The 25,650-nt window shown below is 46.9% G+C and carries 23 protein-coding genes and 1 tRNA gene; 16 read left to right on the forward strand and 8 right to left on the reverse strand.

What is annotated here, in order from left to right; genetic code table 11:
• Nucleotides 1–524 precede the first annotated feature (524 nt).
• The 12 genes from ANPL_RS00745 (at nt 525) to ANPL_RS00800 (ending at nt 13,818) form a co-directional block, all read left to right on the forward strand.
• Nucleotides 525–3,122 carry a TRAP transporter fused permease subunit gene (locus tag ANPL_RS00745; protein ID WP_169192910.1) on the forward strand — a complete coding sequence of 866 codons (2,598 nt, stop codon included), beginning with the start codon at nt 525–527 and terminating at the stop codon, nt 3,120–3,122.
• A 10-nt stretch (nt 3,123–3,132) separates the two neighbouring features.
• On the forward strand, nt 3,133–3,747 hold the full coding sequence (locus ANPL_RS00750; RefSeq protein WP_169192911.1) for a CvpA family protein: 615 nt from the start codon (nt 3,133–3,135) through the stop codon (nt 3,745–3,747).
• 76 nt (nt 3,748–3,823) lie between these two features.
• Nucleotides 3,824–4,153, forward strand: coding sequence for a 30S ribosomal protein S6 (gene rpsF / locus ANPL_RS00755; RefSeq protein ID WP_169193587.1), 330 nt, complete (start codon nt 3,824–3,826; stop codon nt 4,151–4,153).
• Nucleotides 4,154–4,163: 10 nt separating this feature from the next.
• Entirely contained in the window at nt 4,164–4,451 is a 288-nt protein-coding gene (gene rpsR / locus ANPL_RS00760) for a 30S ribosomal protein S18 (RefSeq protein WP_169192912.1), read from the forward strand.
• A 22-nt stretch (nt 4,452–4,473) separates the two neighbouring features.
• Nucleotides 4,474–5,100 carry a 50S ribosomal protein L9 gene (gene rplI / locus ANPL_RS00765; protein ID WP_169192913.1) on the forward strand — a complete coding sequence of 209 codons (627 nt, stop codon included), beginning with the start codon at nt 4,474–4,476 and terminating at the stop codon, nt 5,098–5,100.
• An 8-nt stretch (nt 5,101–5,108) separates the two neighbouring features.
• Nucleotides 5,109–6,383: a serine hydroxymethyltransferase gene (glyA, locus tag ANPL_RS00770; protein ID WP_169192914.1), complete on the forward strand. Its 1,275-nt coding sequence runs from the start codon at nt 5,109–5,111 to the stop codon at nt 6,381–6,383.
• A gap of 193 nt (nt 6,384–6,576) precedes the next feature.
• Entirely contained in the window at nt 6,577–6,918 is a 342-nt protein-coding gene (locus tag ANPL_RS00775; protein ID WP_236822851.1) for a frataxin family protein, read from the forward strand.
• 7 nt (nt 6,919–6,925) lie between these two features.
• Nucleotides 6,926–8,677, forward strand: a complete 1,752-nt coding sequence (locus ANPL_RS00780) for an ABC transporter ATP-binding protein (RefSeq protein ID WP_169192915.1) — start codon at nt 6,926–6,928, stop codon at nt 8,675–8,677.
• Nucleotides 8,678–8,957: 280 nt separating this feature from the next.
• Entirely contained in the window at nt 8,958–10,760 is a 1,803-nt protein-coding gene (gene sdhA / locus ANPL_RS00785; RefSeq protein ID WP_169193589.1) for a succinate dehydrogenase flavoprotein subunit, read from the forward strand.
• Nucleotides 10,761–10,774: 14 nt separating this feature from the next.
• Nucleotides 10,775–11,563: a succinate dehydrogenase iron-sulfur subunit gene (locus ANPL_RS00790; RefSeq protein WP_169192916.1), complete on the forward strand. Its 789-nt coding sequence runs from the start codon at nt 10,775–10,777 to the stop codon at nt 11,561–11,563.
• Nucleotides 11,564–12,442, forward strand: coding sequence for an FAD-dependent thymidylate synthase (thyX, locus tag ANPL_RS00795; RefSeq protein WP_169192917.1), 879 nt, complete (start codon nt 11,564–11,566; stop codon nt 12,440–12,442). It begins immediately after the preceding gene.
• Nucleotides 12,443–12,633: 191 nt separating this feature from the next.
• Nucleotides 12,634–13,818 (forward strand): multidrug effflux MFS transporter, encoded by a 1,185-nt coding sequence (locus ANPL_RS00800; protein WP_169192918.1) that lies wholly within the window; start codon nt 12,634–12,636, stop codon nt 13,816–13,818.
• Nucleotides 13,819–14,203: 385 nt separating this feature from the next.
• Here ANPL_RS00800 and ANPL_RS00805 read toward each other — a convergent pair whose 3' ends face one another.
• The 4 genes from ANPL_RS00805 to ccmC form a co-directional block, all read right to left on the reverse strand.
• Nucleotides 14,204–14,707, reverse strand: a complete 504-nt coding sequence (locus ANPL_RS00805) for a redoxin family protein (RefSeq protein ID WP_169192919.1) — start codon at nt 14,705–14,707, stop codon at nt 14,204–14,206.
• Between the two features lie 667 nt (nt 14,708–15,374).
• Nucleotides 15,375–16,364, reverse strand: coding sequence for a Holliday junction branch migration DNA helicase RuvB (gene ruvB / locus ANPL_RS00810; RefSeq protein WP_169192920.1), 990 nt, complete (start codon nt 16,362–16,364; stop codon nt 15,375–15,377).
• Nucleotides 16,361–16,936 carry a Holliday junction branch migration protein RuvA gene (ruvA, locus tag ANPL_RS00815; protein ID WP_169192921.1) on the reverse strand — a complete coding sequence of 192 codons (576 nt, stop codon included), beginning with the start codon at nt 16,934–16,936 and terminating at the stop codon, nt 16,361–16,363. Before ruvA ends, ruvB begins: the two co-directional genes overlap by 4 nt.
• Nucleotide 16,937: 1 nt before the next feature.
• On the reverse strand, nt 16,938–17,639 hold the full coding sequence (gene ccmC, locus ANPL_RS00820) for a heme ABC transporter permease CcmC (protein ID WP_169193590.1): 702 nt from the start codon (nt 17,637–17,639) through the stop codon (nt 16,938–16,940).
• A gap of 414 nt (nt 17,640–18,053) precedes the next feature.
• Between ccmC and gmk the strand changes: the two genes are divergently transcribed.
• The 4 genes from gmk to ANPL_RS04715 all read left to right on the forward strand — a co-directional run bounded on the left by gmk (nt 18,054) and on the right by ANPL_RS04715 (nt 21,122).
• On the forward strand, nt 18,054–18,692 hold the full coding sequence (gene gmk / locus ANPL_RS00825; RefSeq protein WP_174764257.1) for a guanylate kinase: 639 nt from the start codon (nt 18,054–18,056) through the stop codon (nt 18,690–18,692).
• 267 nt (nt 18,693–18,959) lie between these two features.
• Nucleotides 18,960–19,871 (forward strand): bifunctional 5,10-methylenetetrahydrofolate dehydrogenase/5,10-methenyltetrahydrofolate cyclohydrolase, encoded by a 912-nt coding sequence (locus tag ANPL_RS00830; RefSeq protein WP_169193591.1) that lies wholly within the window; start codon nt 18,960–18,962, stop codon nt 19,869–19,871.
• 28 nt (nt 19,872–19,899) lie between these two features.
• Nucleotides 19,900–19,972: transfer RNA gene (locus ANPL_RS00835), tRNA-Val, on the forward strand.
• 844 nt (nt 19,973–20,816) lie between these two features.
• The gene (locus ANPL_RS04715) at nt 20,817–21,122 is read left to right on the forward strand and encodes a hypothetical protein (RefSeq protein ID WP_236822852.1); all 306 of its coding nucleotides are present in this window, start codon (nt 20,817–20,819) and stop codon (nt 21,120–21,122) included.
• A 707-nt stretch (nt 21,123–21,829) separates the two neighbouring features.
• Here the strand turns inward: ANPL_RS04715 and ANPL_RS00840 are convergent.
• From ANPL_RS00840 to ANPL_RS00855, 4 genes are all read right to left on the reverse strand, one after another.
• Nucleotides 21,830–22,210 (reverse strand): hypothetical protein, encoded by a 381-nt coding sequence (locus ANPL_RS00840; RefSeq protein WP_169192923.1) that lies wholly within the window; start codon nt 22,208–22,210, stop codon nt 21,830–21,832.
• A 716-nt stretch (nt 22,211–22,926) separates the two neighbouring features.
• Nucleotides 22,927–23,085, reverse strand: coding sequence for a hypothetical protein (locus tag ANPL_RS00845; RefSeq protein WP_169192924.1), 159 nt, complete (start codon nt 23,083–23,085; stop codon nt 22,927–22,929).
• 93 nt (nt 23,086–23,178) lie between these two features.
• Nucleotides 23,179–23,943 (reverse strand): alpha/beta hydrolase, encoded by a 765-nt coding sequence (locus tag ANPL_RS00850; RefSeq protein ID WP_169192926.1) that lies wholly within the window; start codon nt 23,941–23,943, stop codon nt 23,179–23,181.
• A gap of 486 nt (nt 23,944–24,429) precedes the next feature.
• The gene (locus tag ANPL_RS00855) at nt 24,430–24,948 is read right to left on the reverse strand and encodes a c-type cytochrome (RefSeq protein ID WP_169192927.1); all 519 of its coding nucleotides are present in this window, start codon (nt 24,946–24,948) and stop codon (nt 24,430–24,432) included.
• Nucleotides 24,949–25,650: the final 702 nt, after the last annotated feature.

The following is a 25,650-nucleotide window of genomic DNA, read 5'->3' on the forward strand; positions in this document are numbered from 1 at the left end:
ATCGTGGCCGGTACTGCCAAGTAGTAGCATTTTAGTCTTGGTGCGTTCAGGGGCGCACCCGGAGTGGCTATGAAGTGTGACACAGACACCGCGAAATGATTATAGCAGCGGGACGGCTTGCTAGAAATCTCGAAAACCTAAGGCACGCTACTCTAAATTGCGGGCAACACTGTTACTAGACTTTACCCTATTAGGTAGATGTGCTAGAGACTGCGTTTGCCCTTAAGTGGTCTTTCTATCTTAGGGTTTGCTGTCGCAGTTGCTGTGATTGTGTCCGCAATTCAGGGCGTGTGTGTTTGTCTCGTTAGGGTTGAGGGACTGTGGCGGAGAGAATATTAAGGGTATTCTTATACACCTTCTGTGGGTGCGAAGCGTAGTTGAATTCGCTCGATTGGACACGCTGATGCACGGATAGAGCGATATATGCTGGTGATGCTGGGGGTCATTTTCATTGACTGCCAGGCCATGTGATGGTATGTGGCATGCTATATTTGCGTGGTGTGGTATTAATAGATGCTTAATGTATGAAACTTCATCGAGTAGTGGAAAACTTTGAATATGGGGGGCAGAAGACCCCAGGAGGGCGCGTTGTAGGTTGCGCAGAATTTTTATGGGCATTCTTTCAGTTGTTCATCGCTTCTCCATTGCCGTTCTGGTTAGCATCTCATTATGGCCTGGATGAGTTGGTGCTGTCGGGTGTTAAATCGCGAGTCATACATTTGTCTTTTGCGTTGTTCTTGCTGTTTTTAGTTATGCCTTACAGACGTGGAAAGGAACGGGACAGTGTGGGTGTTATTGATTGGGTGTTGGCTGTCGTGGCAGCGGGTTCCGTATCGTACGTGCTAATTTTTTATGAAGTTATAACTGAAAGGGTTGCGATGCCCACATTTCTTGATGTGGTTGTTGCTCTGACAGGCATTGTGCTTCTTATGGAGGCGGCCCGGCGCGCTATTGGCTTCCCGATAGTAATTGTTTCTAGCGTTTTTCTGTTGTATGCGGCGTTTGGCTACCTGTTGCCTGACATAGTTGCGCACAGGGGGCATGATCTTACGTCCATAGTGTCGCACAATTGGTTGACCTCCGAGGGGATATTTGGTGTTGCTTTAGGGGTGTCATGTAATTTTGTTTTCATGTACGTTCTTTTCGGTGCTTTGTTAGATAAAGCAGGTGCTGGTGGTTTTTTTATGAAGCTGTCAGTGGCGCTGCTCAGAGGATCGGTTGGTGGCCCAGCTAAAGCAGCGGTTGTTGGGTCTGGCTTCATGGGGATGATGTCAGGATCATCAGTCGCCAATACCGTGACGGTTGGATCATTTACTATCCCGTTAATGAAAAAAATGGGCATGTCCCCGGAAAAGGCAGCAGCAGTCGAAGTGTCTGCGGGAATCAATGGTCAAATAACTCCTCCAGTTATGGGGGCGGCAGCGTTTTTAATGGCGGAGTTTTTAGCGCTTCCATACTCTGATATAGTCAAGCACGCCCTTGTGCCGGCGCTTATGGTATACATTGGGTTGCTAGTGATAGTGCACTTTGAAGCCAAGCGCCTACAATATGATCTAGGAATCGCTGATAACCAGGCTGGCAGCGTATCACGAATTCCAATGATGATCCTTAGGTTCCTCATAGGAGTGGTGTCTATAATTCTACTATTCGGATTTGTGCATCTGGTTGTAGATGGGGTGACTATATTGGGGTTTCATGTGCCTGGGATCAGAGACATATTCCAGGATGCTAGCGTCTATGCGATGGCTGCTCTTCTGGTGGTATCGTACATAGCGATATTGGTATACCGCCCACAGAAGAACAGTGCAGATTCTGTTAAGGGCGAAGAGTTCTCAATGTCGGATAACTTGTCGGAGAGTGCTTGGGATATCTTTAGGCAGGGACTGCATTATTTCATACCGGTTCTAATCCTTGTATGGTCTTTGGTAGTTGAAAAGGTGTCGTCGTCCCTGGCGTGCTTTTGGACTAATCTGTTCCTAATATTCATGTTGTTGGCTGAGGGAGTAGTGGCGTCAGTGAGAGCACGCAATTATTCCAATATTATCCCAGCGCTATACGCAGACCTCAAAAGAGTTGTTTCTGCAATGATGTTTAGCTCTAGGAACATGTTGCCGATAGCAGTGGCTACTGCCACTGCGGGCATCGTAGTTGGGATGGTGGGGCTTACTGGCTTTGGTTTGTCTATTGGCGCGTTGGTGGATGCGTTAGCGGGAAGTAGTGTTCTCCTGGCGCTGTTAGTAACAGCAGTGATTTGCATTGTTCTCGGGATGGGCATGCCTACGACCGGGTGCTACATTATTGTTTCCACGCTTGTCGTTCCAGCGCTGAGCATCCTCGCCCACAAGAATGGCTTACAAACACCGCTGGTGGCGCTGCATTTGTTTGTGTTTTACTTTGGTCTTATGGCTGATGTAACTCCTCCTGTTGGCATAGCGTCCTACGCAGCTGCGGCTATTGCCAAGGCAAATTCCTTTAAGACAGGGGTGCAGTCGTTCTTGTATAACATAAAGACTATGGTGATCCCGTTTATGTTTGTCTTCAACGGTAACATAATTTTGCACGGTGTTGAGAGTGTAGGGAGTGCCGTTCTAGATATAGTGATTGCTACAATGAGTGTTGTGGTTCTTTCCTCCGGTATGCAGGGGTTTTTCTTTAAAAAGAACAAACTTTACGAATCTGCAGCCCTAATCTTATGCGGGGTAATGCTTATGGCCCCTGGCGGTATAGCTAACTATTTTTATGGGAACAGCAAAGAAGTGTTCATAGAAGGAACCAGGGTAACTGTCGGAAAGGGAGATAGTGTAAGAATAAATTACAGCCGAGAGGTAGGCGCTAGCGGCGGGTATGTGGTGGTACCTGTGCAGGAAAGATATACGGGTGGCATGTCCGGGTTGCTGAACAGCCAGGCGGGTCTCGAAGTTGGCACGATCAATGGGAGGATTGTGGTCTTAGATACGATGAAAGGCGGCTACGTTCACAATTATCTGGATGAAGGCGATGTAATAACGCGCCTTGAGGTGTTAAAAAGGAATAACAATGGATACTATGTGGTAACGGTTGCTGTGGTATTGTTAGCAGTGTTGGTCTTTCTTCAACGTAGTAGAAATGACGTTACACGGTAAAGGGTGAGCTATGGTATTGGACATCGCTGTTGCTCTTATAGTACTGCTGCTGTTAACTCTTGGTTTTATCAGGGGTTTTATCAAGGAAGTGTTGGGTCTTGCTGGGCTAGCGCTGTCAATTGGGGCAACCATGGCGAGGCACGACCACTTTTTTGACACGTTTAGTGCGCGTGTTCCCTCCGAAGCCTTGGCTGGGGTTCTCTCGGGAGGAACTGTTTTCGTTTTGTCTATAACCTGTGCGATTTTAGCGGGAAGTATAATTGTGCGTTTGTTAGAGCCTTTAAGGCACAGTGTTCTTGACAAGACGGCGGGCTCTATTGTAGGCATAGCAAAGGGGTTGGTTATTTCATACTTCTTGTTCTTTGCCATGGAAACATTGCTGTATGTTTTTGCACCGTATCCTAAAAGTGCCAGTGGTAATGATGAAGCAGTAGAGAATGTGGAACTTCCAGGATGGTTTGTTGACACATATTCCTACGGGGTTTTCTCCGTTGCTAGTGAGTATATGGGGAGCACCTTATCGGATGGCACGTATGAGCAAATTACCTTAGCTGCCAGGGATTTGCTGGATAAAAAGCGCTCTGGTCGAGCTATGACTCTTCATAAAAATCACGAAGAGCCTTAGGTGCGATATTTCTTGATTGTGTCCGGTCGTCATATATAATACCGGGATGGGTTTTCATTTAAGGGGAGGTTTTGTAGTGCCTTTTTACGAGTTTGCTTTTATAGCACAACAGGGCTTAACTCAGTATGAGCTCGAAGGGCTTTCGAAGGGGTTAACAGCCTTGTTGGTGAAGATGGGGGGTGAGCTTGTAAAATATGAGTACTGGGGCCTTCTGGATTTTGCATATAGCATCGCGAAAAACAATAAGGGGCATTATTGTATGATGTACATGAGAGCCACTCCGACCGCGATGGATGAGTTTAAGCGTAAGATAAAGCTCAACGAAGATGTGTTGAGATTTTTATGTTTAAAGGTGGATAAAGTCCCAGAGGGGAGGTCTGCCATGATGGGTTCTGATCAGGATTAGGAGGTTTTTTGTGTCGCATGGGGAAAAAAAGCATGGCGGTGATGGAGGCTCAGGGAGTTCGTATTCTCCTTTAGTGTACCTCAAAAGGCCATATTTCAGAAAATCTAGAACTTGCCCTTTGGCGCAGTGCCCGGATGAAGATATTGATTACAAGAACAAGGTCTTGCTTTCAAAGTTTGTTTCAGAGTACGGTAGGATACTGCCGAGTCGGATAACTTCGGTATCTGCTAGTAAGCAAAAGCTGCTTGCGCGTGCTATCAAGAGGGCTAGGTTCCTTGCGCTGTTGCCTTATTGCTAATTAGTGTAATGTGGGTCTTTTGATGTTATCGGTAATTCTTAGGTCTAGTGTGCGCGGCTTGGGTAAAGCCGGCGAGGTTGCCAGGGTGAAGCCTGGATACGCTAGGTATCTGCTGTCTGACGGCAAAGCTGTGAGAGCAACGAAGAGGAACATGGAGCTGTTGGAAGAAAAGCTCTCAGTAATCGCTGAGCAAAGCGAGAAGAAGTTGAGGGAGGCAGATAAGGCGGCTGCGTCTCTGGCTGAGGAATGTTTGATCATCATCAGGCAGGCCTCCGATGACGGAAAGCTCTTCGGTTCTGTAACTGTTCGTGATGTTGCGAAATTGCTTGACGCTATAGGCTATGCTGTGCAGCCCAAGGAAGTGTTTTTTAGTGAAACGATAAAGCGCACTGGTGAATATGATGTGAGCGTTGAATTGCATGCGGACCTAGTTGCCGTGGTGAAGCTCCACGTTGTTCGCAACGATGCCGAGGCAGAGAGAGTGAAGCTAGCGGTGGCTCGTGAGAAGAAGAGCAGGAGTGAGGTAGTGGCTGCGGAGGCAGCAGAAGCTGCGTCTTCTGGTGCCTCTGCTGTAGCAGAATCTGAGGGTGTGAGTGCGCCTGCCATGGGGGAGAGCGTAAGCAGCGGGGATGTGGAAGGCAGTATTTAGAGGGCTCGATGAGGTGCGTGGATAGCCGAGGTGTGGTTGAGTCTGATGCGGGGGTTGCTGCGTGTTTAAAGGCTGAGCTGGATAGGCAAAATTCCTGTTTGCAGATGATAGCATCGGAGAATTTTGTGAGCCGTGCGGTGTTGCAAGCCCAGGGGTCTGTTTTGACCAACAAGTATGCCGAAGGATATCCCGGTAATAGGTACTATTGCGGATGCGAAGCTGTTGATGTGGCTGAGCGTCTTGCGATGGAGAGGTTGTGTGAGCTTTTTGGGTGTAAGTACGCTAATGTACAGCCTCATTCAGGTTCGCAGGCAAATCAACAGGTATTTTTTGCGCTTTTGAAGCCGGGCGATACTGTGTTGGGTATGTCGTTGTCTTCGGGTGGGCATTTGACGCATGGTGCTGCTCCTAATATGTCGGGCCAGTGGTTCAATGCAGTGCAGTACGATGTCCGGGAGGATACCTGTCTTCTTGATATGGACGAAGTGGAAGCTATAGCTCTGGAGACGAAGCCCGCTTTGATTATTGCTGGGGCGTCTTCATATCCCAGGCATATAGACTTCAAGGCATTTAGGGCGATTGCTGATAAAGTGGGGGCATACCTTCATGCTGACATTGCTCACTACTCGGGTTTGATCGCTGGAGGCCATTATCCTTCTCCGTTTGGCCATGCGCATGTTGTAACTTCAACGACTCATAAGACTCTGCGTGGGCCGCGGGGTGGTGTCGTCATGACTGATGATGAGGAAATTCACAAAAAAATTAGATCTTCGGTGTTCCCCGGAACGCAGGGTGGAGCACTTATGCACGTTATAGCTGCTAAGGCTATAGCGTTTCGTGAGGCGATGAGCCCTGATTTTAAGCTTTACATAAAGCAGGTTCTGGATAATTCTCGCGCGCTCGCGGGCGTTTTGTTGGCTGGGGGGTTGAACGTTGTCACTGGTGGAACCGATAGCCACATGGTGGTGGTTGATCTGAGGTCGCGTGGGCTAGCGGGCAAGGATGTTGCATTGTCTCTGGAGAGATCCGGGATAGTTTGTAACAAAAATGGTGTGCCCTTCGATACGGAAAAACCGTGGATTACTTCAGGAATCAGATTGGGTTCTGCGGCGGAAACTTCTAGAGGCCTTGGGGTTTCTGAATTTGAAGAAATTGGCCGTTTGGTGCTGAAAGTTGTTGATTCTATGGCTCGTGGCGTTAGCGATATGTCTGCTGTGGAGTCTGAAGTGCGCTCCATGGTTGCCAGTCTTGTTCGACCTTTGCCCTACGCTACTGCTATGTAGCGCTGGAGGTGTAGGAAGTGGGTGGCCGTCTGTCTTTTTCTCTGTAGCTTGCGCGTGTTGTTGGGTTGCTGTGGATCCTCTTTGCAGTTAAGATTACACCGCAGCTGCAGGCGGGCTGTGCTTTTACCGAGAGTTTGTTCGTAAAAATACCTAGTCTGGTTTATAATTTGTTGTGGCTACTGTAGTGTCGTTTATGGTGAGTATGAGCTCTAACACTGATCTGTGGACCTTGGCGAATGGCGCGCTTGAGTCTTTACTGGTGATGGTGGAGGCTATGGAGGTGCCTGAAGGTTCTGTTCCCGTTTCTTGTGACAGGGGGAGCGATTCGGTAGAGATTACAGACGGGGAAAATTCTTACTTAGTAAGCTGGCACGCACCTACTTCTCAAATTTGGGTGGCTTCGCCTATTAGTGGTTCCGTACGTTTTGCATATGATTCGGAAAAGGAATGCTGGTGGGACGCTAGGGGCAATCAAGAGCTATTCACTTTTGTGAAGGCAGAGGTTTGTGACATATTTGGTATCTTAGGAGGATAAGTGTTCGATGAGGGTGCTGCTCTCCTATATCATGCCGTACAAGAAGTACTTTCTCTTGGCATATCTCGTAATAATAATCAGTTCGGGGGCCATTTTAGCATTTGGCCGTAGTTTGAGGTCTTTAGTCGATGCTGGACTGTTAAACGGATCAGCTAGTAGCCCGGCGCCATTCATTGGGTTAATGTTTCTTGTTCTCACCATTGCTGTGGGTTCATTCCTCCGGATTTGGCTATGCGGCAAAGGCGCTGCACATGTGGTTAAAGATATTAGACGGCAGATTTATGACAAAATTCTCAGTTTGTCTTCAAGTGTTTTGGAAAATACCAGCATTTCGTTGCTAATGACCAGGCTAATTACTGATACTGCAACTCTACAGACGGTGCTCAGTGGGAGTGTTCTGGTTATTCTACGCAATGTCACTGTCTTGCTGAGTAGTGTCGGAATGCTGATTCACACTAGTTTGGATCTTACCGTGCGAGTCGCTCTGGTGTTACCGGCCTTAATATTGATAGTTGCTTTTGTGGGGAAGCGAGTAAAAAGTGCAGCGCATGCCTTGCGAAATAGAACTGACGGGCTAGTCCATTTTGGCGAGGAGACATGTAGCGGCATTGCCGCGGTTCAGCTTTTGGTTGCAGAAGATATAGTACGTTCAAAATTTTCTAGCTTGTTGGACAAGGTATCCACCGCGACATATAGGCACGTTCTGCTCAGGGCGTTGTTGGTGACGCTGGTCATTTCTGCGGTTACTGGAGCAATAGGCCTGGTGCTGTGGATTGGTCTCAGTGCTGTTGGGGAGCAGAGCATGAGTGCTGGGACTCTGCTTTCTTTCATTTTTTACTCTGCGTTGGCAGCTGGGGCCATTAATGGGCTAGGCGACAACGTGCACGATCTTCAGAAGGCTGCTGACATTTCCGAGGATATTTCTGAGCTGCTGCGACTTGATCCGGGAATCAAAGACGCTCCTGATTGCATAGACATTGACTCGATAAAAGATTCTGTGGATCTGAACAATATCACTTTTTACTACAACGACCGCGATGCCCTTGTCCTGAAAGATATTAATGTTTCCATGAGAGCGGGGGAGAAAATAGCATTCGTGGGTTATTCTGGCAGTGGTAAGAGCACAATAGTGCATCTTTTGCTAAGAATGTACGACACTAGCCAGGGAAGTATTACCATAGATGGTGTTGACATCAAGGAGATATCACTGAAGAGCTTACGCTCGCTTTTTTGTGTGGTGCCGCAGTGTCCGGTAATTTTTTCCGGGACCATACTTGATAATGTCACTTATGGTGTGGAGGAATACACCGAAGCGCAGTTGCGTGAGGCTATAGAAGGGGCAAGCATTGCGAGTTTTGTTGAGAGTCTGCCTGAGGGACTGCATACATGCGTTGGCGAAAAAGGCATGTGTTTGTCAGAAGGGCAGAAGCAGCGTATCGCCATAGCCCGCGCTATTTTACGCAAGCCTAAAGTGTTGATTCTTGATGAGGCAACATCTGCCCTGGATACTGACAACGAGCACAAGATTTTAGATGTTCTGAACAGGCTCATGAGCGGCAAGCTCACCATAATGGTTGCTCATAGGCTCACTACCGTTGTCAATGCAGATAAGATTATTGTGCTTAGCAATGGTGCAATACAAGAGGTAGGCACCCACGAGCAGTTAATGCGCGACAAGAACAGTACTTACGCACGGCTGTTTGAACTGCAATACAGCAAGTCTGAGGGTGATTGGCGATCTGCTGAGAGTGCTGGCTAATTATATATTGGCTATATTGGCGCAGTACAATGGTTTTCCAAAGTTTTTGAGGTGTTTACTACTTTCACGATATTCGAAGCTCGCCTTTCTCAGTACTGGACGGGTCTGCACAAACGTTTGTATACCGGTAGCATTATTAAGTTTTGTTATGCGTGTTCAGTAAGGAAGATAACAGCTGTAAGGGCTATAGCTGGTGATTGGCATTCAAAGTTGTGTTGACTACCGAGGGGATTGTGGTAGCCTAAAAGTAGTTTCCGCGTTAGCAAGTTGTGTGGTAGGGATGTCGAGGTCCGCGTACGAAATTGTAGACCACGAGTATGATGTTGTGGTAGTGGGTGCCGGAGGTGCGGGTCTTCGTGCTGTTATGGGCATGACAGCTGCGGGGTTGTCGGTGGCCTGTGTTACTAAGGTTTTCCCGACGCGCAGTCACACAGTTGCGGCACAAGGCGGTATAAGTGCGGCGTTGGGTAATGTTGCTGAGGATGATTGGCGCTGGCACATGTTTGACACAGTCAAGGGCTCAGATTGGTTGGGAGACCAAGATGCCATAGAGTACATGTGCAAAAATGCTATGCAGTCTGTGGTGGAGCTTGAGCACTATGGCGTGCCGTTTTCTAGAACGCAAAGCGGTAAGATTTATCAGCGTCCCTTTGGTGGGATGACCACTGAGTACGGTAAGGGGAAACCTGCGGTTAGGACCTGTGCTGCTTCGGATAAAACCGGGCATGCAATACTGCACACCTTGTATCAGCAGTCTTTAAAGTTTGACGCAAAGTTTTTTGTGGAATACTTCGCAATAGATTTAATCATGAGTGCTGACGGCCAAGCATGTCATGGGGTTATGGCATGGTCCCTGTGCGATGGTGTTCTGCATAGGTTTCGTTCGCATGCGGTTGTGCTTGCCACCGGTGGGTATGGCCGGGTGTACTTTTCGGCTACTAGTGCGCATACATGTACTGGAGACGGTGGTGGAATGGCTGCCAGGGCTGGGCTACCTTTAGAGGATATGGAGTTTGTGCAGTTCCATCCTACTGGCATTTATGGCTCTGGATGTCTAATGACCGAGGGGTGCAGAGGTGAGGGGGGATATCTGCTAAATTCTGAAGGCGAGAGATTTATGGAAAGGTATGCGCCTAAGGCTAAAGATTTGGCTTCCCGTGATGTTGTGAGTAGGTCAATGACCATGGAGATCAGGGAGGGGCGCGGCGTAGGTGAGAAGAAGGATCACATCTACTTATCGATTGCTCACCTGGATCCTAAGGTTATACACGAAAGACTGCCTGGGATAAGCGAAACTGCTAAGACATTTGCTGGGGTCGATGTCACCAAGGAGCCCATCCCTGTGCTTCCCACGGTACACTACAACATGGGGGGAATTCCTACCAACTACCATGGTGAGGTGCTCACTCTGAAAGAAAGCGGCAGTTATGAACCGGTTGAAGGTCTTTTTGCGATAGGGGAGGCCGCATGTGTTTCGGTGCATGGGGCTAATCGCCTAGGTTCAAATTCGTTATTGGATTTGGTGGTTTTTGGTCGGGCTGCTGCTATAAGAGCGGGTAGTATTATTAAATCGGGGATGCAACATCGTCCCATCCAAAAACGACTTGAGGAGGGAATAATAGATAGGTTCGATACAATGCGTAGCGCCAAGGGTACTATCCGTGTTTCTGAGGTCCGTAGCGCGATGCAGCATGTTATGCAGGAGCACGCTGCGGTGTTCCGTACAGCAGAAGTATTAGGAGAAGGGAAAAAGAAGATTCGTGAAGTTGCGTTGATGATGAAAGATGTTTCAGTTACCGACCGAAGTATGATATGGAACAGTGATCTTGTAGAAGCTTTGGAGCTGACCAACATGATTCCGCAGGCGGTGGTGACGGTTGACTGTGCGGCAAACCGTAAGGAAAGCAGGGGTGCACATGCCCGTGAGGATTTTCCGGAACGGGACGATGAGAACTGGATGAAACATACTATGGCGTGGTACGATGGCGGCACCCACGATGTCAAAATTGGCTATAAGGATGTGGCGACTTTTACTTTGACAGATGAGGTTGAGTATTTTCCGCCTCAAAAAAGAGTTTATTAATTGTAGTTGATGCTATGGTGCAGTTCTCTCTGCCGAAAAACTCAAAGATAAACCCCAACGGTAGGGTTGTTGACGCTGCTAAAGGGGCGAAGCGTACTGGGTGCTTTAAAATATATAGGTGGTCTCCTGATGATGGAGAAAATCCCCGGATAGATACCTTTTACATAGATCTTGATAAGTGTGGACAGATGGTGTTAGATGCGCTAATCAAGGTCAAAAATGAGTACGATTCGACGCTGACTTTCAGGAGATCGTGTCGCGAAGGCATATGTGGGTCTTGCGCCATGAATATAGATGGCACCAATACTCTTGCGTGCACCAAGTACATTTCCGATATCAAGGGGGATGTTAAGATTTTTCCTCTGCCGCACATGGACGTCATCAAAGATTTGGTTCCAGACTTAAGTAACTTCTATAAGCAGTACCAATCGATAAAGCCGTGGTTGCAGTCTCGGGGGACTAGGTCTAATAAGGAGGAACATCTACAGAGTATTGAGGACAGAAGCAAGCTTGATAAGGTTTATGATTGTATCCTGTGCGCAAGTTGTAGTACGAGCTGTCCTAGCTATTGGTGGAATGCTGACAAGTATTTGGGGCCAGCGGCGTTGTTGCAAGCATATAGGTGGCTTGTGGATAGTAGGGATGATGCTACAGAAGAGCGTCTGGAGTTTTTAGATGATGCGTTTAAAATGTACAGGTGTCACACTATTATGAATTGTACCAAGACTTGCCCTAAGGATCTAAATCCTGCCAAGGCGATTGCTAAAATAAAGCAGATGATGGTGAGAAGATTGGAGCTTTAGATGGTGGATGGGGTTGGTGAACGTACCAAGAGGGTGGTTGTACCAGAGCTTGAGGATATACTGTACGACGAGCATAAGGTTCTCGATCACGGCTTTGTGAGGGTAATAGACTATATGGGGTCCGACTCCTCTATAGTGCAGGCAGCGCGTGTTTCGTATGGTAAGGGTACGAAGCAGGTAAGCCAGGATGCCGCGCTCATTGGATATTTGATGAGGAATGCGCATACTTCTCCTTTTGAGATGTGTGAAATAAAATTGCATGTAAAACTGCCGATTTTTGTTGCTAGACAGTGGGTCAGACATCGTACTGCTAGCATAAACGAGTGTTCGGCACGTTATTCCGTGGTGGAAAATGAGTTTTACGTACCGGAAGTAGACAAGGTCGCGGAGCAGTCGACAAATAATGCGCAGGGCCGTGGTGAGCCCCTTTCTCCAGATGTCGCGCGGGGGATTATTGATATTTTTAAGGATAATTCCGAGAGTATGTATTCGTGTTATGAGTCAATGCTGGATCGAGGTTTGGCGCGGGAGATTGCTCGGATGAATCTGACTCTGAACTGCTACACTCATTGGTATTGGAAGGTCGACCTACACAATCTGCTGCGTTTTATAATGCTCAGGATAAGTAGTGGTGCGCAATACGAGTTACGTGAGTATGCAGCAACGATCTTGGAAATAGTGAGAAAGTGGGTGCCTATGGTTCACGAGGCCTTTACCGAATATTGTCTGGAGTCCAAGATGCTTTCGAGGAGTGCCTTGGATGTAATAAGAAAGTTGCTGAAGGGCGAGGAGGTCACTAGAGAGGATGCCGGCATGAGCAAACGGGAGTGGAACGAGCTTATGTCCGTTTTGTACCCTGAAGAGTGCGTTGAGGTGTAGTAGTTATTATCTAGTTTGTTTTTTGTATCGGTGATGATCAGAAACTAGGCTGCTCCTGCGGTGTGTTATACAGAACTATAGCGACAATCTCGTCTTTGCAGAGCGTTCCTATTTTCCTTTGCACACAGTGGTGATAGGATGAAGATAGTTTGGCTTAGTACACAGTTGTTGTCAGGTTATTTGGGGTTTATGTGCGAAAGGTAGTCATTTTAGGGCTTGTAGTAGCATCTATATTTATTTGCGACGTGGCATACGATATGTATGCTCCGGTGCTACCCCAAATCAGCTCCTTCTTTGGTGTTCCTCAGACTATTGTCCAGTTTACAGTTAGCTTAAACCTGTTAGGGGGAGCGTTGTCAGGATTGGTTTATGGTCCTCTATCAGACCGTTATGGCAGGAGGCCTGTGTTACTAAGCGGAGTTGCCATTTTTGTTTTGGCGAGCATAGGGTGCTGCTTTGCGCAGAGTATTGGTGCCCTGATCGTTCTGAGGTTCTTTCAAGGTTTGGGTACGGGAGCTGCAGGTGTTGTTGGCTACGCAACTGTTAATGACATGTACCCTGGTGAGAGCTCAGCCAAAAGTCTCTCTATAGTCAACATGCTTGTGGCTTTCTCCCCAGTTTTGGGGCCAATTATTGGTAGCTACATGCTGGCGTGGGGCTTTGGTTGGAGATTCTTATTTGCCATTATCACAGTCATGGCCGGAGGGCTCCTTTTAGTGCTAATGCTATGGTTTACAGAGACCATCAAAGAGAAAAAGGCGACATTGACATCTCGAGCAATAGTCCTTGAGTATATTGCGCTGTTTAAGAATCGTAGGTTTCTGGGTTTTTCCTTAATTCAAAGCCTGACTATTATGTGGATATGGGCATCAGTAGCAGGGTTGCCGTTTGTATTTATTGAAGGGATGAATTTGCCGGTTAAGTACTACGGTTACTTGGTGGCAATAAGCGTTACAGCGTACATTGTAGGGACCTTTGCCAACCGATGGCTGATGGAAAGGTTTAGCCTGCCTACTCTTATCACGATAGGGCTCATAGCAGTGGTAATATGTGATTCATCAGTGGCTATATGTTACCACATTGAGCGAGAGCTGGTTTCACCATTGTTCATAGAGCTCATATGGGTTCCTTCGTCGTTTGCTATAGCATTTATTACTGCAAATAGTATGGCATCTGCTTTTGCAAATACGCCGGACAAGGGCGTTGCTTCTTCATTTATCGTATTTTGGCAAACGATTTTTGGTGCAGCAGGCATCTACATTGTGAGTAGACTTTATGACGGTTCAATCCTGCCAATAGCTGCCATGGCGATAATATGTTGTTGCATTGGCCTGGTAGTTATACGGGTAATGTGCCTTAAAAGACTCAAAATTTAGTCCTATACCACACTGTGAGGACCTATTGTGATATGAGAAAAAGAAAAGCCATGTGCTGCTCGTAGGGTTTCGTATTTAGCGTTTTGTGTGCAGGGGGAAGGTAATGTGCTTGCACCGTTTTACTGCAGCTGACGTTCATTTGACGCTCCGCTGTGTTGGGTCGTTGAGCACACTTTGTCACACCTAATCACGTTACTATGGCGACAATAGAGCTTTTCACATTAGTGCAACCCAGCTGTTTTGCATAAGTTTAAGGGGCAGTGAATGGATTACCTGGAAATACTGCGTGACGCGCTAGTATATTGATACTAAACCCCGGGAGTTCTTACTCGAACGTAAGTGGGATGTACGTACCACGGTCCAGGAAGGATGGTGTTGTATTTTGCTATGCTAATAATCCCGCAATACGTTCTTTCCAGAATTCCGGAGTCACGACACCGGAGATACGCAGCACTAGTGAGCCGTCCCGATCAAATACGAAGGTTTCTGGCACTCCAGTGACCCCGAGAGCTTTGGCCATTAGTCCGGAGTAATCAGCTGCCACGATTTTGTAAGGATTACCGTATTGCTCAAGCCATGCTAATGTGCTGTGTTCCACGTCTACGTAGGCAATACCGTATAGATCAATTGCTGTTTCTTCTGCAACGGTTTTCCAGGTTGCATGTTCTTCTAAACATGTGGTGCACCAGGACGCAAACACATTTATAACAAATGGGCGACCATTGCTACTGATTTGTGCAAGATTGAACTCCTCGTCTGAACCCAGGAGGGTGGGTAATGTCACGCTGCGGTTATCAGACATACCTTGGTTTTCCCTGAGATAGACGAAGAACATTGCTACCGACAGAAAGCAGAATAGCAGCAGAGTGATGAGGGCTGCTGTTCTCATACTGAGACCCCAATCGTGAATTCTTGCACATAATATCAGACATAATTCTCGTATGACCATTGCGTGCAAATAAATGCGGGTATTTTGCGTAACGGTAGGGAGCTTTAATGGTTACAGTGTGCAACAACATGATTATCTCCGGCAGAGGGATAAGAACATTATTCCAAGTCTTATAATGCACATCCTGATTTATGTGGAAGAGAGGCAATTTTTGTCTAGGAGGCGACCTGCTTGCTGTTGTGCAGCCAGATGTTGAGAAATTGCAAACGTGTTGTAAAGTGTAACAGTGACGAAAGGCGGCATTAGTGATCTGCAATATTGCTATTATTGGCATGTTTTCACTGTAGGGCCGTAAGCCAAGACGTTTTTTCACCTTGGTAAGCAATCCGCGCGCAATAAAAATGAGACATTGTCCGAACTTAAAGGGATGGGTAATGTGGTGTTGGAGCTACTAGACACGCCTTGTTTTTTTCTACCGAGATAGACAAAGAACATTTTGATCGTGGCCGGTACTGCCAAGTAGTAGCATTTTAGTCTTGGTGCGTTCAGGGGCGTGTAACAAAAAGGACATTCCGTGTGAGTAAAAGCCAACAGTGCAGGGCGGTAACGGAACACACTACAAAGAATTGACTATCAGTGAAAAGAGCTACCGCTGCTCATATGAACTTTATATATACTTACTTTGCATTAGGTGTTCTATTGCCTGGGCTGTTAGCACTCGGCCACGCGGTGTGCGCTGTACAAAGCCGATCTTCAGCAAATAGGGTTCTATGGTTTCTTCAATGTTACCAACGTCTTCAGAAAGGGCTGCAGCGATGGTATCTATGCCCACGGCGTTGCGGGCTTCGTAAATGAAAATTAGATATTTAATATCCATCTTGTCCAAGCCAGCATGATCCACTTCAAGGCTCAACAGGGCCCCCTTAGCGAATTCTGCATCGATTTTGTTTTTCTTCTCAACCGTCATGAAATCTCTTACCCGGCGAAAGAGCCTTAATGCGATTCTTGGCGTTCCCCGGGACCGCGATGCAATTTCGTGTGCGCCGCTGTCATCGATATTAGCGCATATGACGTGCGCCGCACGCTTTATCACCTGCACTAGCTCATCCACTGAGTAAAACTCTAGATGTAGCGGAATCCCAAAACGATCTCTCAGAGGGTTAGAAATTAGCCCAAAGCGCGTTGTGGCACCGATTAAGGTGAAGATAGGGAGGTCGATCCTCAATGTTCTAGCGCCGCAGCCTTCACCCACCACTATATCCAGACAGCAGTCTTCCATGGCTGAGTATAAAACCTCTTCTATGTTTTTGTGTAGCCTGTGGATTTCGTCGATAAAGAGCACATCCATTGGCTGTAAATTGGTGAGAATTGCAGCTAAGTCTCCTGCCTTGCTTAATAAAGGGCCTGAGGTCGATCTAAAATTTACCTTGAGCTCCTTTGCTATTATGTGTGCCAACGTGGTTTTGCCCAGGCCCGGGGGGCCATATAGCAATACATGATCCAGCGGTGCTCTGCGTTCGTAAGCGGATTTTATGAATACCTTGAGGTTTTCTACTATTTTGCTCTGCCCGACGAATTCTTCTATTAGGCTGGGGCGCGGAGTGAAATTCCGTTCGTCTTCTGGTAATGCGCGATGCTCGTGGAGAAGCTCACTCATTTTGACAGCTCTTTAAGCGCGCTTCGTACTGTGTCAGAAAGGTTATGCGTGATACCAACTTTCTCTAGAACTTCAAGCACCTGGGTTTTTTCGTACCCTAGGCTCATCAAAGCCGCTATAGCGTCAGTTTCTTCTGGGGATGAGACCCTTTTCTTCATGATATCGAATTCCAGTTTTTGGGCGTAAGAAGCCAATTCGGCAAAAATTTTGCTTATCATTTTATCGCCTATACCAGCCACCTTTAGAACAGCCTTGTCCTCATTAATTATCGCTGAGAATATCTGATCCGGCGTCAGCCTATCCAGTATTGACAGCGCGGTTTTGTAATTTATGCCACTTACCTTTATCAACGCTTTCATACAATTTCGCTCTTCGGTGTCAACAAAGCCGTAAAGCTGCGGCACTCCTTCACGGTTTACGTGAGTCTCAATATATAGCTTAAGGGCATCACCCCGTTGGCAGTTAGTTAAGGTTCTATAGGAAACGTGCACAATGTAGCCAATGCCGCCAACAGTGAGTATCACTCCATTGTCCAACACTTCGTCCACGATGCCTGACAAAGTTCCTATCATGCTACTGTCTATAAAATTTATACATATGCTCCCTGGCCTCCTTCTGTAATAGCAGGGTGTTGGCACGCAGCACAGTGAGTATCGCGAACAGCGTGAACAATGCCACAAACATCAACGCCAGGGGAATTAACATGGAAACGTCAATGGCAACGCCACCCCTGCGCAGCAGGCTCGAGGGTTGATGCAACGTTGTCCATATATTGACGGAAAACTTTACGATAGGGATGTTTATCGCACTAAATGCCGCAAACAGAGAAGTAACTCTGGCCGCCCTGTGATGATCTTCGAACAAGTTCCATAATGACGTGTACCCAATGTACAAAAAGAACAGCAACAGCATGGACGTTAAGCGCGCGTCCCAAACCCACCATGTGCCCCAAGTGTACTTTCCCCATAGGCTACCAGCCATCAGACACACTAGGGTAAAACATGCGCCTACTGGCGCAAGAGCTCGGGCTAGGATGGGAAACTCGTAGTTTTTTTTTAACAATGCAAAGATGCTTAACGTCGCAATAGCCGCATACGCGCCTAGCGATATCCATGCCGCTGGCACGTGCAAGTACATTATACGCACCACTTCGCCCTGTCGGTAATCAGCAGGCGACGCATATAAGGAATAAAACAGGCCTATGGACGCTGAGAGCACACACAAACACACCATGTACCAGAGCGACGATTGCAGCCTACGAACAAAATTGTTCATTGCATAAATAAGCCCCACGCATAGGCGGAAGGGTAACATAGTTACAGTTAAAGAACAACACTAAGATTCGATCCATAGAAGGCTGAGCATCACTATATAAGTTATAGATGGATATCTGGTAAGTTGCTTTGGCATATAGGCAACAATATGTGCGTTGTCGGGCGTTGTATATTCGCAATGTCACGGTGGGGATCCCGCAACGAAATATGGGATTCATCGTGACCGAGTGGTTGTGGCTTGTATATATTTGAACAACTGTTTGGGGTGCCGTTGAAATATAAGTGTGTTTTCATAGCAGCTGCCACTGCTATTTCCAGCCTGGGTAATAACGCAATCTCAGCTTATTGGTTGAATGTGTTAGTTTATTAGTGATATAACGGGTCCTTCTAGATATCACCGGTTTTAGGTTTTAAATTGGCAGACAAGTTGAAAAGTGAGGGCATCATGCTCGTGTTGTCTTCTCCGTCGGGCTGTGGGAAGACAACAGTTTCCAACATGCTTGTGCGGGACAAAGGCAACAATATAGTTCGTTCTGTTTCTGTGACCACGCGGTTGCCGCGTGAGGGGGAGGTTAATGGCAAGGACTATTTTTTTGTGAACAAAGAAGAGTTTAGCAGGCTGTGTGACTCTGGTGAAATGTTGGAACACGCTGAGGTTTTCGGAAACTTATACGGTGTACCTAGGAAGTGTGTAGAAGAGAACATTAGGAATGGCACTAATACCCTTTTCGTCATCGACTGGCAGGGCGCATTCCGGTTGATGGACATAATGAAGAAGGCTGTGGTAAGTGTGTTTATAATACCGCCGTCCATGGAGGAGCTCAGTAGGCGACTCCGCAGCAGAAGCCGCGAAGATTCTACAGCGGTGGAAGTACGTCTGAAGGGGGCTGCTTTTGAAATTAGCCATTGCTACTACTACGACTACGTAATAGTGAATGAAGACGCAGAGAAAACTGCGCAGCAAATAGGCGACATACTTAGTGCGGAGAGGGTGAAAACCTGCAGGCAGGTTGCGCTTAAAAAGTTTATCGAAAAGAAATTCGCCAGAGTGTAACTACTGTTCCCCTTTCGGGCCTAAGCCACAAAGGAGGCGCGCTACAAATTTTTGCCTTAAACGTCATGCTGGTGTGGTGTTCCTTGGTGATGGCCAGGTGTACGGTGTTGTCCGCAAGAGATATCTAATGTATTTTTGTATACTTCTGTTCAATGTTGCTGTATGTGTCCACTGTTGAGTGAAATTGGCCGGGTGTATCTGCGCTTCTTGCTCTCCCAACAGGGCCATTGATGAGCTTGCAAAACTTCGAGGTGAAAAACGGTGACTATGGGTGAACTTGGTAAGGTAATAGACGGGAAGCTTGCAGCAGCAGAACTTTTAGGGCGTCTTGGACAGGTAATTATTGATCTAAAAAAAGAACACGGTGTAGTGCCCTCGTTGGTAGTGATTATCGTTGGCAATGATCCTGCCAGTAAGTTGTATGTGGGAAATAAACAGAAAAAGGCAACGGAGCTTGGGTTGGATTCCAAGACTATTGAGCTCCCCGTGGAAACTACGCAAGAAGAATTGTTAAGTGTTATTGATCAGTTGAACCGTGACAAGGGAGTCCACGGTATTCTAGTGCAGTTGCCGCTTCCGAGGCATATAGACAAAACGCTGGTAATTAATACCATTAGCCCGGAAAAGGACGTTGACGGATTTCACAACGCTAATGCAGGTAAGCTGTTGACGGGGCAGATGGACTGTATGATCCCGTGTACGCCGCAAGGGTGCATTCACCTCGTTAAGAAAGTGCGTCCCAATTTGTCAGGTAGCAATGCAGTTGTATTGGGGAGATCCAATATAGTAGGCAAGCCAGCAGCGCTGTTGTTGTTGTACGAAAACTGCTCTGTTTCCATCCTGCATTCAGGCACCGCGGACATAGTAGAACACTGTAAAAGGGCCGACGTAGTTATAGCTGCCGTAGGTAGGGCAGCCCTTGTTAAGGCGGAGTGGATACGGCCAGGAGCTGTAGTGATAGATGTGGGGATAAATTTGATTACCCAAGAAGGAAAAAACAGATTTGTTGGGGATGTTGACTTTAATGGTGTTCAGCCTATAGCATCGGCTATTACTCCAGTTCCTGGAGGGGTAGGCCCCATGACCATAGCGTATTTGTTGGTGAACACGGTGTTAGGTGCTTGTTGGCAGTGTGGTATTGATAGGCGTTATGAGATAAGAAGTTCCTTATTGCAGTAGCAGTGTTTATGGTTTACAGTAGTCGAAGGGGCGGTTAGCTCAGTTGGTAGAGCGCCTCGTTTACACCGAGGAAGTCAGCAGTTCGAGTCTGTTACCGCCCACTCGCAGGTCGTGTCCTTCTGGTTTTTCTGTTGCACAGGTGCCACCGTTGCTGGTTTTTTGTGTGCAATGGGCGGGGCGCGTTTTATTTAGCATTAGTATCGTTGTTACAGGTCTTACTGGTGCCGTTTTTGTTTCCAGCTAATAACATTGTTATTTGAGGGCTGTTAGCGATTTTCGCTTATGTTCTCATATGTCTGTGCTCTGAGGTGTGGCGGTCAGTCCTAACGTTGGGAAGGACTAAATTAAGGTTTTTGATTGTTGCACGTTGGCTGTGAGGCTAGGAATATTAAGAATCGTTTATTAAAGTGTAGCACTCAAGGAAGCGGGCCCTTTGTTACCTTGGGGGAAGTTCTTTGTATCTGGCGATGCTCCCACTTTATGTGTACAAGATCTGCTGCATGTTGGTGTCCTCAACGAAAAGCGATGAGATAATGCCAACACAAAGGCCAGTGTAAGGTTACACTGGGATTAGCTATGATAAATAATTGCCTGTTTTCGCACGTATTCGGCAACACTTTATCGTCGGGTTTATCTTTTTGCTAACGAGGCCTGTGACATGTGGAGTACTAGAGGGGGAGCAATTGCCCTGATGGCGATGTCGTTTAGGAACACACTATTTTTCTGAGCGAAGAACTTTCCTGCGTGAAGTAAGTTTTTGAGGTTCAGGAGAAAAAGAAGGTTTTATCTGGAAGTTGTTGCTCATAGTTGCGATCTGTGTGTCATCCGCTCCTATTAGGCTGAAGGCAGTAATTGGTATGGCGGAGAGATGAGTCGACCGATTGTTTAGTTGCATGATCCATTGTGCTCCTAAAAGAGCCTTTTTCTGTGCTCATACGGTGTGAAGTGCATGAGGAGTGGGGGTATTATCTGGAGATTGTTACCCATCTTCACAATCTGCATTCAGCTCATTGTGGGGTTGAGAGCAGTATGGACGTCGCGGAAATAGCATGGGGATACCAACCTTGCGAAATTGTACATCTTTCTGCCGCGCTTATCAGTGATTGGGGATTGTGGGAGCATTGTCGAGGAATAGTATGTGGTTGTTGTGTAATGTATGCGTGCTTCTCCTCTGTAACGAAGCTCACTATTGCGTTAAAAAAGCAAATAGATATGGCAGAGAGTTATAAGAATATGCTGGTGGAGATCTGATTTATAACTACGGTTCGACACCAAGAACTTTCTACTGCTGAAGACAACGCGGCAGGTTGGGTGTTTATTGCCAGACTCAGCAAAAGTTCTGTGAGGGGCATGCCTCACCCTGTGCAAGGTCCTTGGGTTGAAAGCGGAAATGAATAAGCATTACTGATGCAGATAGTCATTTTGTTGTTTATAAAAAGCTTTGCTACAGCAGCGACTGTGAATACAAGGGTCAATCGTGGATGGTGTTTTAAACTTCAAAAGGGCATGCTCTTCTTGCGTAATGGAGAGCAAAACAAATGGATATGGCTTGCCAATAGTTATTGTTGTTGCCTGCAGGGAACGTGCTACTGTCTCGCAGGAGCAAAAAGCATAGTGCAGCTGGTTAGCTACTCGTGTAACAGGTCACATGCTTTATCACGAGGCTTTCTGGTGGCAAATGCCAGAAGAAACAATTTGGGTTTACTTAAGCATGTAGCATATGGTGACAGAAATGTGAGACGTGGTTCTGATTGATAATGTTTTGATAGTTAGGGTTTTGCTTCCCTTCAATGGGGGATGGAGTTCTTGTTGCGTGGCAAACAACTTGCAAGAGAGTTTTAGTAGCGCGGTTTATTCAAACCCTGAAGCCTAGCAGGGATTGCAGTTGCTTTTTGTGCGGAAATAGCGCTACTGTTGATTGGGAAAAGACCCTAAGTTAGGGCACTTGAGCACCACAATTATGAGTCACCCTCTTCCTGTGCAATATAGCTCTCTATCGCGCTGAAAGCAATTTCCAGAGGGTACGGGTCATTCAGAAGGTGGTTGCTAGACCTGATAAGGTTGTCAATGGGACTGGTTTTTTTCATTTTTTCGCAAGTGTTACCGAGATACTGTAGGGACTTGCCGTGTTGGCTACACTGCACTAACACGGTACTGCAGGTTACAGGAATTTCCTCCAAGTTGAGGACGTAGTGTTTGCTTGCATCTCGCGGTAATCGCTGTGTCACTGTGTAAGGGCGTCCTTTTTTGTTTATAGTTACGGTTTCCGTTTTGAGGACTTCTGTGCTCTTTTCTTTGTCAAAGGCAGAAGCCGCTGTATCGCTTTCTGTCGGGTCCATCCCCATGAACCTGCAGACCCTTTTTACATAAGATGTAACCAGCCAGGTTTTCGTTGCCTATGCAATATCATTTTCGTTTATACCAAGATTCTCAGTAAAATCGGGGGAGGGGCCATTCCGACCATTCCACGCACTTGTTTGGAATATTTCAGGGCAGTAGCATGAGCCAACCATCCATACTGGTCCCCACAAGAATAAGGGGCTTGGATGCCAAATTTCTACTATTTGACAGCAGTTATCAATCCAATCACTCATAGTGTAACCTTGAATTCGCCACTCGAGACGCCATGTCCCAGATAGTCAAACACTTGCATTCGATGTTTTTAGACCTGCAGTAACTGTAGATATGTGATGCTTCCGCTCCGCACATTTCGGAAGTAAAACCGCCAAGGCCAACAACGGCCAATGGCCTATTACCCGGGCAGTGTTTGTGGGCAACTGTGATCCATTAGGTAGTGGTAATGTCCATGGCAGGGTGGTACTTCACTTAGCCATAATAAAGCATGCAAATGCAAAATGTGCAACATAGGTCGATACTGTATACTTTTGGGAAAATTCTTGGTGCAGTATCCACTGTCACTATAAAATGCAGTTCAACGAGACTAACGACCCGAGGTGGTGGTGTTCGCTACTGTGGGGATTTTTCTGGTAACACCAAAACAACAACTGTGCATCCACAAAACAAAAGTCAAAATTGTTCTTGCCTAGCTGGGGCACTACACTGTTAATCGCGCAACCAGGTTGTGTGAATATATTTTCCATTGATAGACATCAGGATGGTAGAAGTCGGTGGCAATGCCAAATTCGTGAGCGCCCTTTGCCATATTAGCAAACTTTGCAAGTATCGATGATTGAGCAGTTTTGGTACTCAACATAAGAACAATAAAGGATGTAGGCCAAAGTTTCTTAAGCCATCTTCCTCCGCTGAAAACACCCAAGACGTCCCACGTGGGACACAGAGCTCGTTGTTATGTGATGCTTTTAGCGGCTTTAGCCACCACGCAGTGTACTATTCTTTGGATTCTATCTAGCATTGGCTGTTCGTTCAGCTTATGGTCGCCGGACTTCAGCAGTTGAACGCTAACATCAGATGACTGAAGCTTCTTGGCAACAGTAATGGAGTGCTCATAAGGAACCGTGACATCTTGCATACCGTGAATTAGCACCACTGGGCACTTAACTGGGATGATATCTCGGTTAAGTAGCAAATGGTTTTTGCCGTCTTTGAGTAGCTTTTTGGTGATCAAATAACTACAATCATGTACCAGAAGCTCCACCTTTCCGTCATTCTCCAGCAATACTCTGTCTTCTGTAGACATAGAACTTTCCACATCTTCAGTGAAGTCCGGGGCAGCGGCCAGCGTTACGAGACCGAGAACTCTGTGGGGATGATCTGCCGCTGCGTGAAGCGCCAACCAACCTCCCATACTTGACCCTACCACCACCAGGGGTGTGTCGGTCAGCTGCTCAATTACAACATCACAGTTTTTTCTCCAATCACTAAGGCAACAGTCCTCAAAGTTAGCGCTAGAATCCCCGTGCCCTAGGTAGTCGAAAACTACACAATTGGTTTTATTAGCAATGCAATGGTCGTAGATGGCGGAAGCCTTTGTTGCAAGCATGCTGGAGCGGAAGCCACAGAAGAAAACGACTGTTACGCTACTCCCGAAATCGGCCTTCAGGTAAGCCAGGTGGGAACCATCTTCTAAAGTTAACAACCTCTTTTCACGCATAAGCAGTTGCAAATATAAACTCCCAGGAGCTCATTGTATCTTTTTTCCCCGTAGCGTGCAATGAGAGGCGGTAACGGGAATGTGTATGTCACATAGCTGGGAAGGGACATGATGTAAAACGCGAAGTCAGCGCTGCGCTTCTCGCAAAAGCGAATATGACACCTCGTCTTCAGGTACTTGTGCGCTGCCAGTGCTTTGCTAGCATTGTTTCGGGGTTTTTAGAAAATGCTTGCGGACTGACACTGTCCTGGGGTTTTAGAAATCCAGGAAATGTCTCATGTTGGCTTGCGGTAAAGCGGCAGGACGACACTCTTTTGTGCTCATGCGCGGGCATAGTTGCTTGCCTTTTTTGTGGTGTTCTTATTATGTATGTTTGCGTGTTGGTAATGTCCCTGTGTTTTGGAAACCTTGGATGCCTCACGCTGTTGTCTCACTCAAAGCAACGGGCCCCGACTCCTTTGTTTTGGCCTACATTGTTGGTTCGTCTTATTTTAGGGTTTTCAGATATGCCACCAGGTCTGCACAGTCCCTAGGTTTTGGTAGTCCAGGAAATACCATCCTTGTGCCTACAACAAAGCCTTTTGGGTTGGTGAGATACTTGAACAACTCCTCTTCTGTCCAGTGGCCCCCCTTATTTAACATTGCTTTAGAATACGAAAACCCTTGCATATGAGCTTTTGGTGATCCAACTATCCCCCAGAGGTTTGGCCCCACTCTGTTAGGCCCTCCTTCATTAAAAGTATGACACGCTGAACACTTCTTGGCCACAACCTGCCCCCTTTCCACATTGGCGTCTGCTAAGAGCGCCACGATGTCTACGACCACGTCAGGGGCTGCGGCTTCACCCTCAGTTTTTTCTTCGGGGACATCCACAGTATAACCTCGGGTTTCTTCATGTGTGGGACGATACAAAAGATCCACCACATTACTAACCATAAGTACTATAAAAGATGCTAAAAGTACTGAAGTAGCAACTCTGTTGAAATTAAAGCCACCAGGAACCATACGAAAACTGCGCTGCGTTACGAAAAGGCTAGTTTAATAGCACAACCAAGTCAACACAATAGTGTTGCAAAACCCCGCGCTGTCAGCCCGTGCATACAACCTACTATGCAAGCAGGAAACAACCTAGAAGGCGACAAGCCCTGGACATGCCACTATTATAAACGCTTGTTATTACCAAGTTTTTTACCGAAGAGTCAGCCTTTCGTTACACTGCGTGTCTAACACATTTGACCCTGTGAGCCCATTCGGTTGCTATTTTCTCAAGCAATACTGAGCCATGCTCCCTGTCCTGCCGGCTGCAGGCTATCAAACAGCAAATAACCAGTAAGTTTGATGCTGCGGGCACCAAAGACTGGGGAGGAGGTTACGGACATCTGCACCCTTTCGTTGCGCGTGCCGTCGAACTGCCAATGATTGCTTAGAAGCTGGCATCTTGTCAAATTGAGATGGCTAGGAGTACTATACACCTGAAGTGCAGGAGCATCGATCCAGCTTTGTGCTGTCAGTGAGGCATAATTGTTTTTCATGAATGGTGATTGGTGTTGAGATAGTGGTACGGTGTTGGTGATAATCACTATTGAGTGCGTGCGTTTCCCTCTGAGAATATTGGTGCCACGCTGAGGCCGCTTGTGTCTTCTGTTTAGATTTACGCAGTAATGTGGTGAGCACATTTTGCTTTGTGTTGTTTTAAAACATGGGTGT

Source organism: Anaplasma platys, assembly GCF_012790675.1.
Taxonomy (GTDB): domain Bacteria; phylum Pseudomonadota; class Alphaproteobacteria; order Rickettsiales; family Anaplasmataceae; genus Anaplasma; species Anaplasma platys.

Excerpts from the sequence above, each read along its gene's own strand:
- ANPL_RS00855 (WP_169192927.1), bottom strand. The coding sequence starts at position 24,948 with ATGGTTCCTGGTGGCTTTAATTTCAACAGAGTTGCTACTTCAGTACTT.
- sdhA (WP_169193589.1), top strand. The coding sequence starts at position 8,958 with ATGTCGAGGTCCGCGTACGAAATTGTAGACCACGAGTATGATGTTGTG.
- thyX (WP_169192917.1), top strand. The coding sequence starts at position 11,564 with ATGGTGGATGGGGTTGGTGAACGTACCAAGAGGGTGGTTGTACCAGAG.
- ruvA (WP_169192921.1), bottom strand. The coding sequence starts at position 16,936 with ATGATAGGAACTTTGTCAGGCATCGTGGACGAAGTGTTGGACAATGGA.
- glyA (WP_169192914.1), top strand. The coding sequence starts at position 5,109 with ATGAGGTGCGTGGATAGCCGAGGTGTGGTTGAGTCTGATGCGGGGGTT.
- ANPL_RS00850 (WP_169192926.1), bottom strand. The coding sequence starts at position 23,943 with ATGCGTGAAAAGAGGTTGTTAACTTTAGAAGATGGTTCCCACCTGGCT.
- ANPL_RS00750 (WP_169192911.1), top strand. The coding sequence starts at position 3,133 with ATGGTATTGGACATCGCTGTTGCTCTTATAGTACTGCTGCTGTTAACT.
- ANPL_RS00805 (WP_169192919.1), bottom strand. The coding sequence starts at position 14,707 with ATGAGAACAGCAGCCCTCATCACTCTGCTGCTATTCTGCTTTCTGTCG.
- rplI (WP_169192913.1), top strand. The coding sequence starts at position 4,474 with ATGTTATCGGTAATTCTTAGGTCTAGTGTGCGCGGCTTGGGTAAAGCC.
- ANPL_RS00830 (WP_169193591.1), top strand. The coding sequence starts at position 18,960 with ATGGGTGAACTTGGTAAGGTAATAGACGGGAAGCTTGCAGCAGCAGAA.
- ANPL_RS00780 (WP_169192915.1), top strand. The coding sequence starts at position 6,926 with ATGAGGGTGCTGCTCTCCTATATCATGCCGTACAAGAAGTACTTTCTC.
- ccmC (WP_169193590.1), bottom strand. The coding sequence starts at position 17,639 with ATGAACAATTTTGTTCGTAGGCTGCAATCGTCGCTCTGGTACATGGTG.
- ruvB (WP_169192920.1), bottom strand. The coding sequence starts at position 16,364 with ATGAGTGAGCTTCTCCACGAGCATCGCGCATTACCAGAAGACGAACGG.
- ANPL_RS00790 (WP_169192916.1), top strand. The coding sequence starts at position 10,775 with ATGGTGCAGTTCTCTCTGCCGAAAAACTCAAAGATAAACCCCAACGGT.
- ANPL_RS00840 (WP_169192923.1), bottom strand. The coding sequence starts at position 22,210 with ATGGACCCGACAGAAAGCGATACAGCGGCTTCTGCCTTTGACAAAGAA.
- ANPL_RS00745 (WP_169192910.1), top strand. The coding sequence starts at position 525 with ATGAAACTTCATCGAGTAGTGGAAAACTTTGAATATGGGGGGCAGAAG.
- ANPL_RS00775 (WP_236822851.1), top strand. The coding sequence starts at position 6,577 with ATGGTGAGTATGAGCTCTAACACTGATCTGTGGACCTTGGCGAATGGC.
- ANPL_RS00845 (WP_169192924.1), bottom strand. The coding sequence starts at position 23,085 with ATGTTGAGTACCAAAACTGCTCAATCATCGATACTTGCAAAGTTTGCT.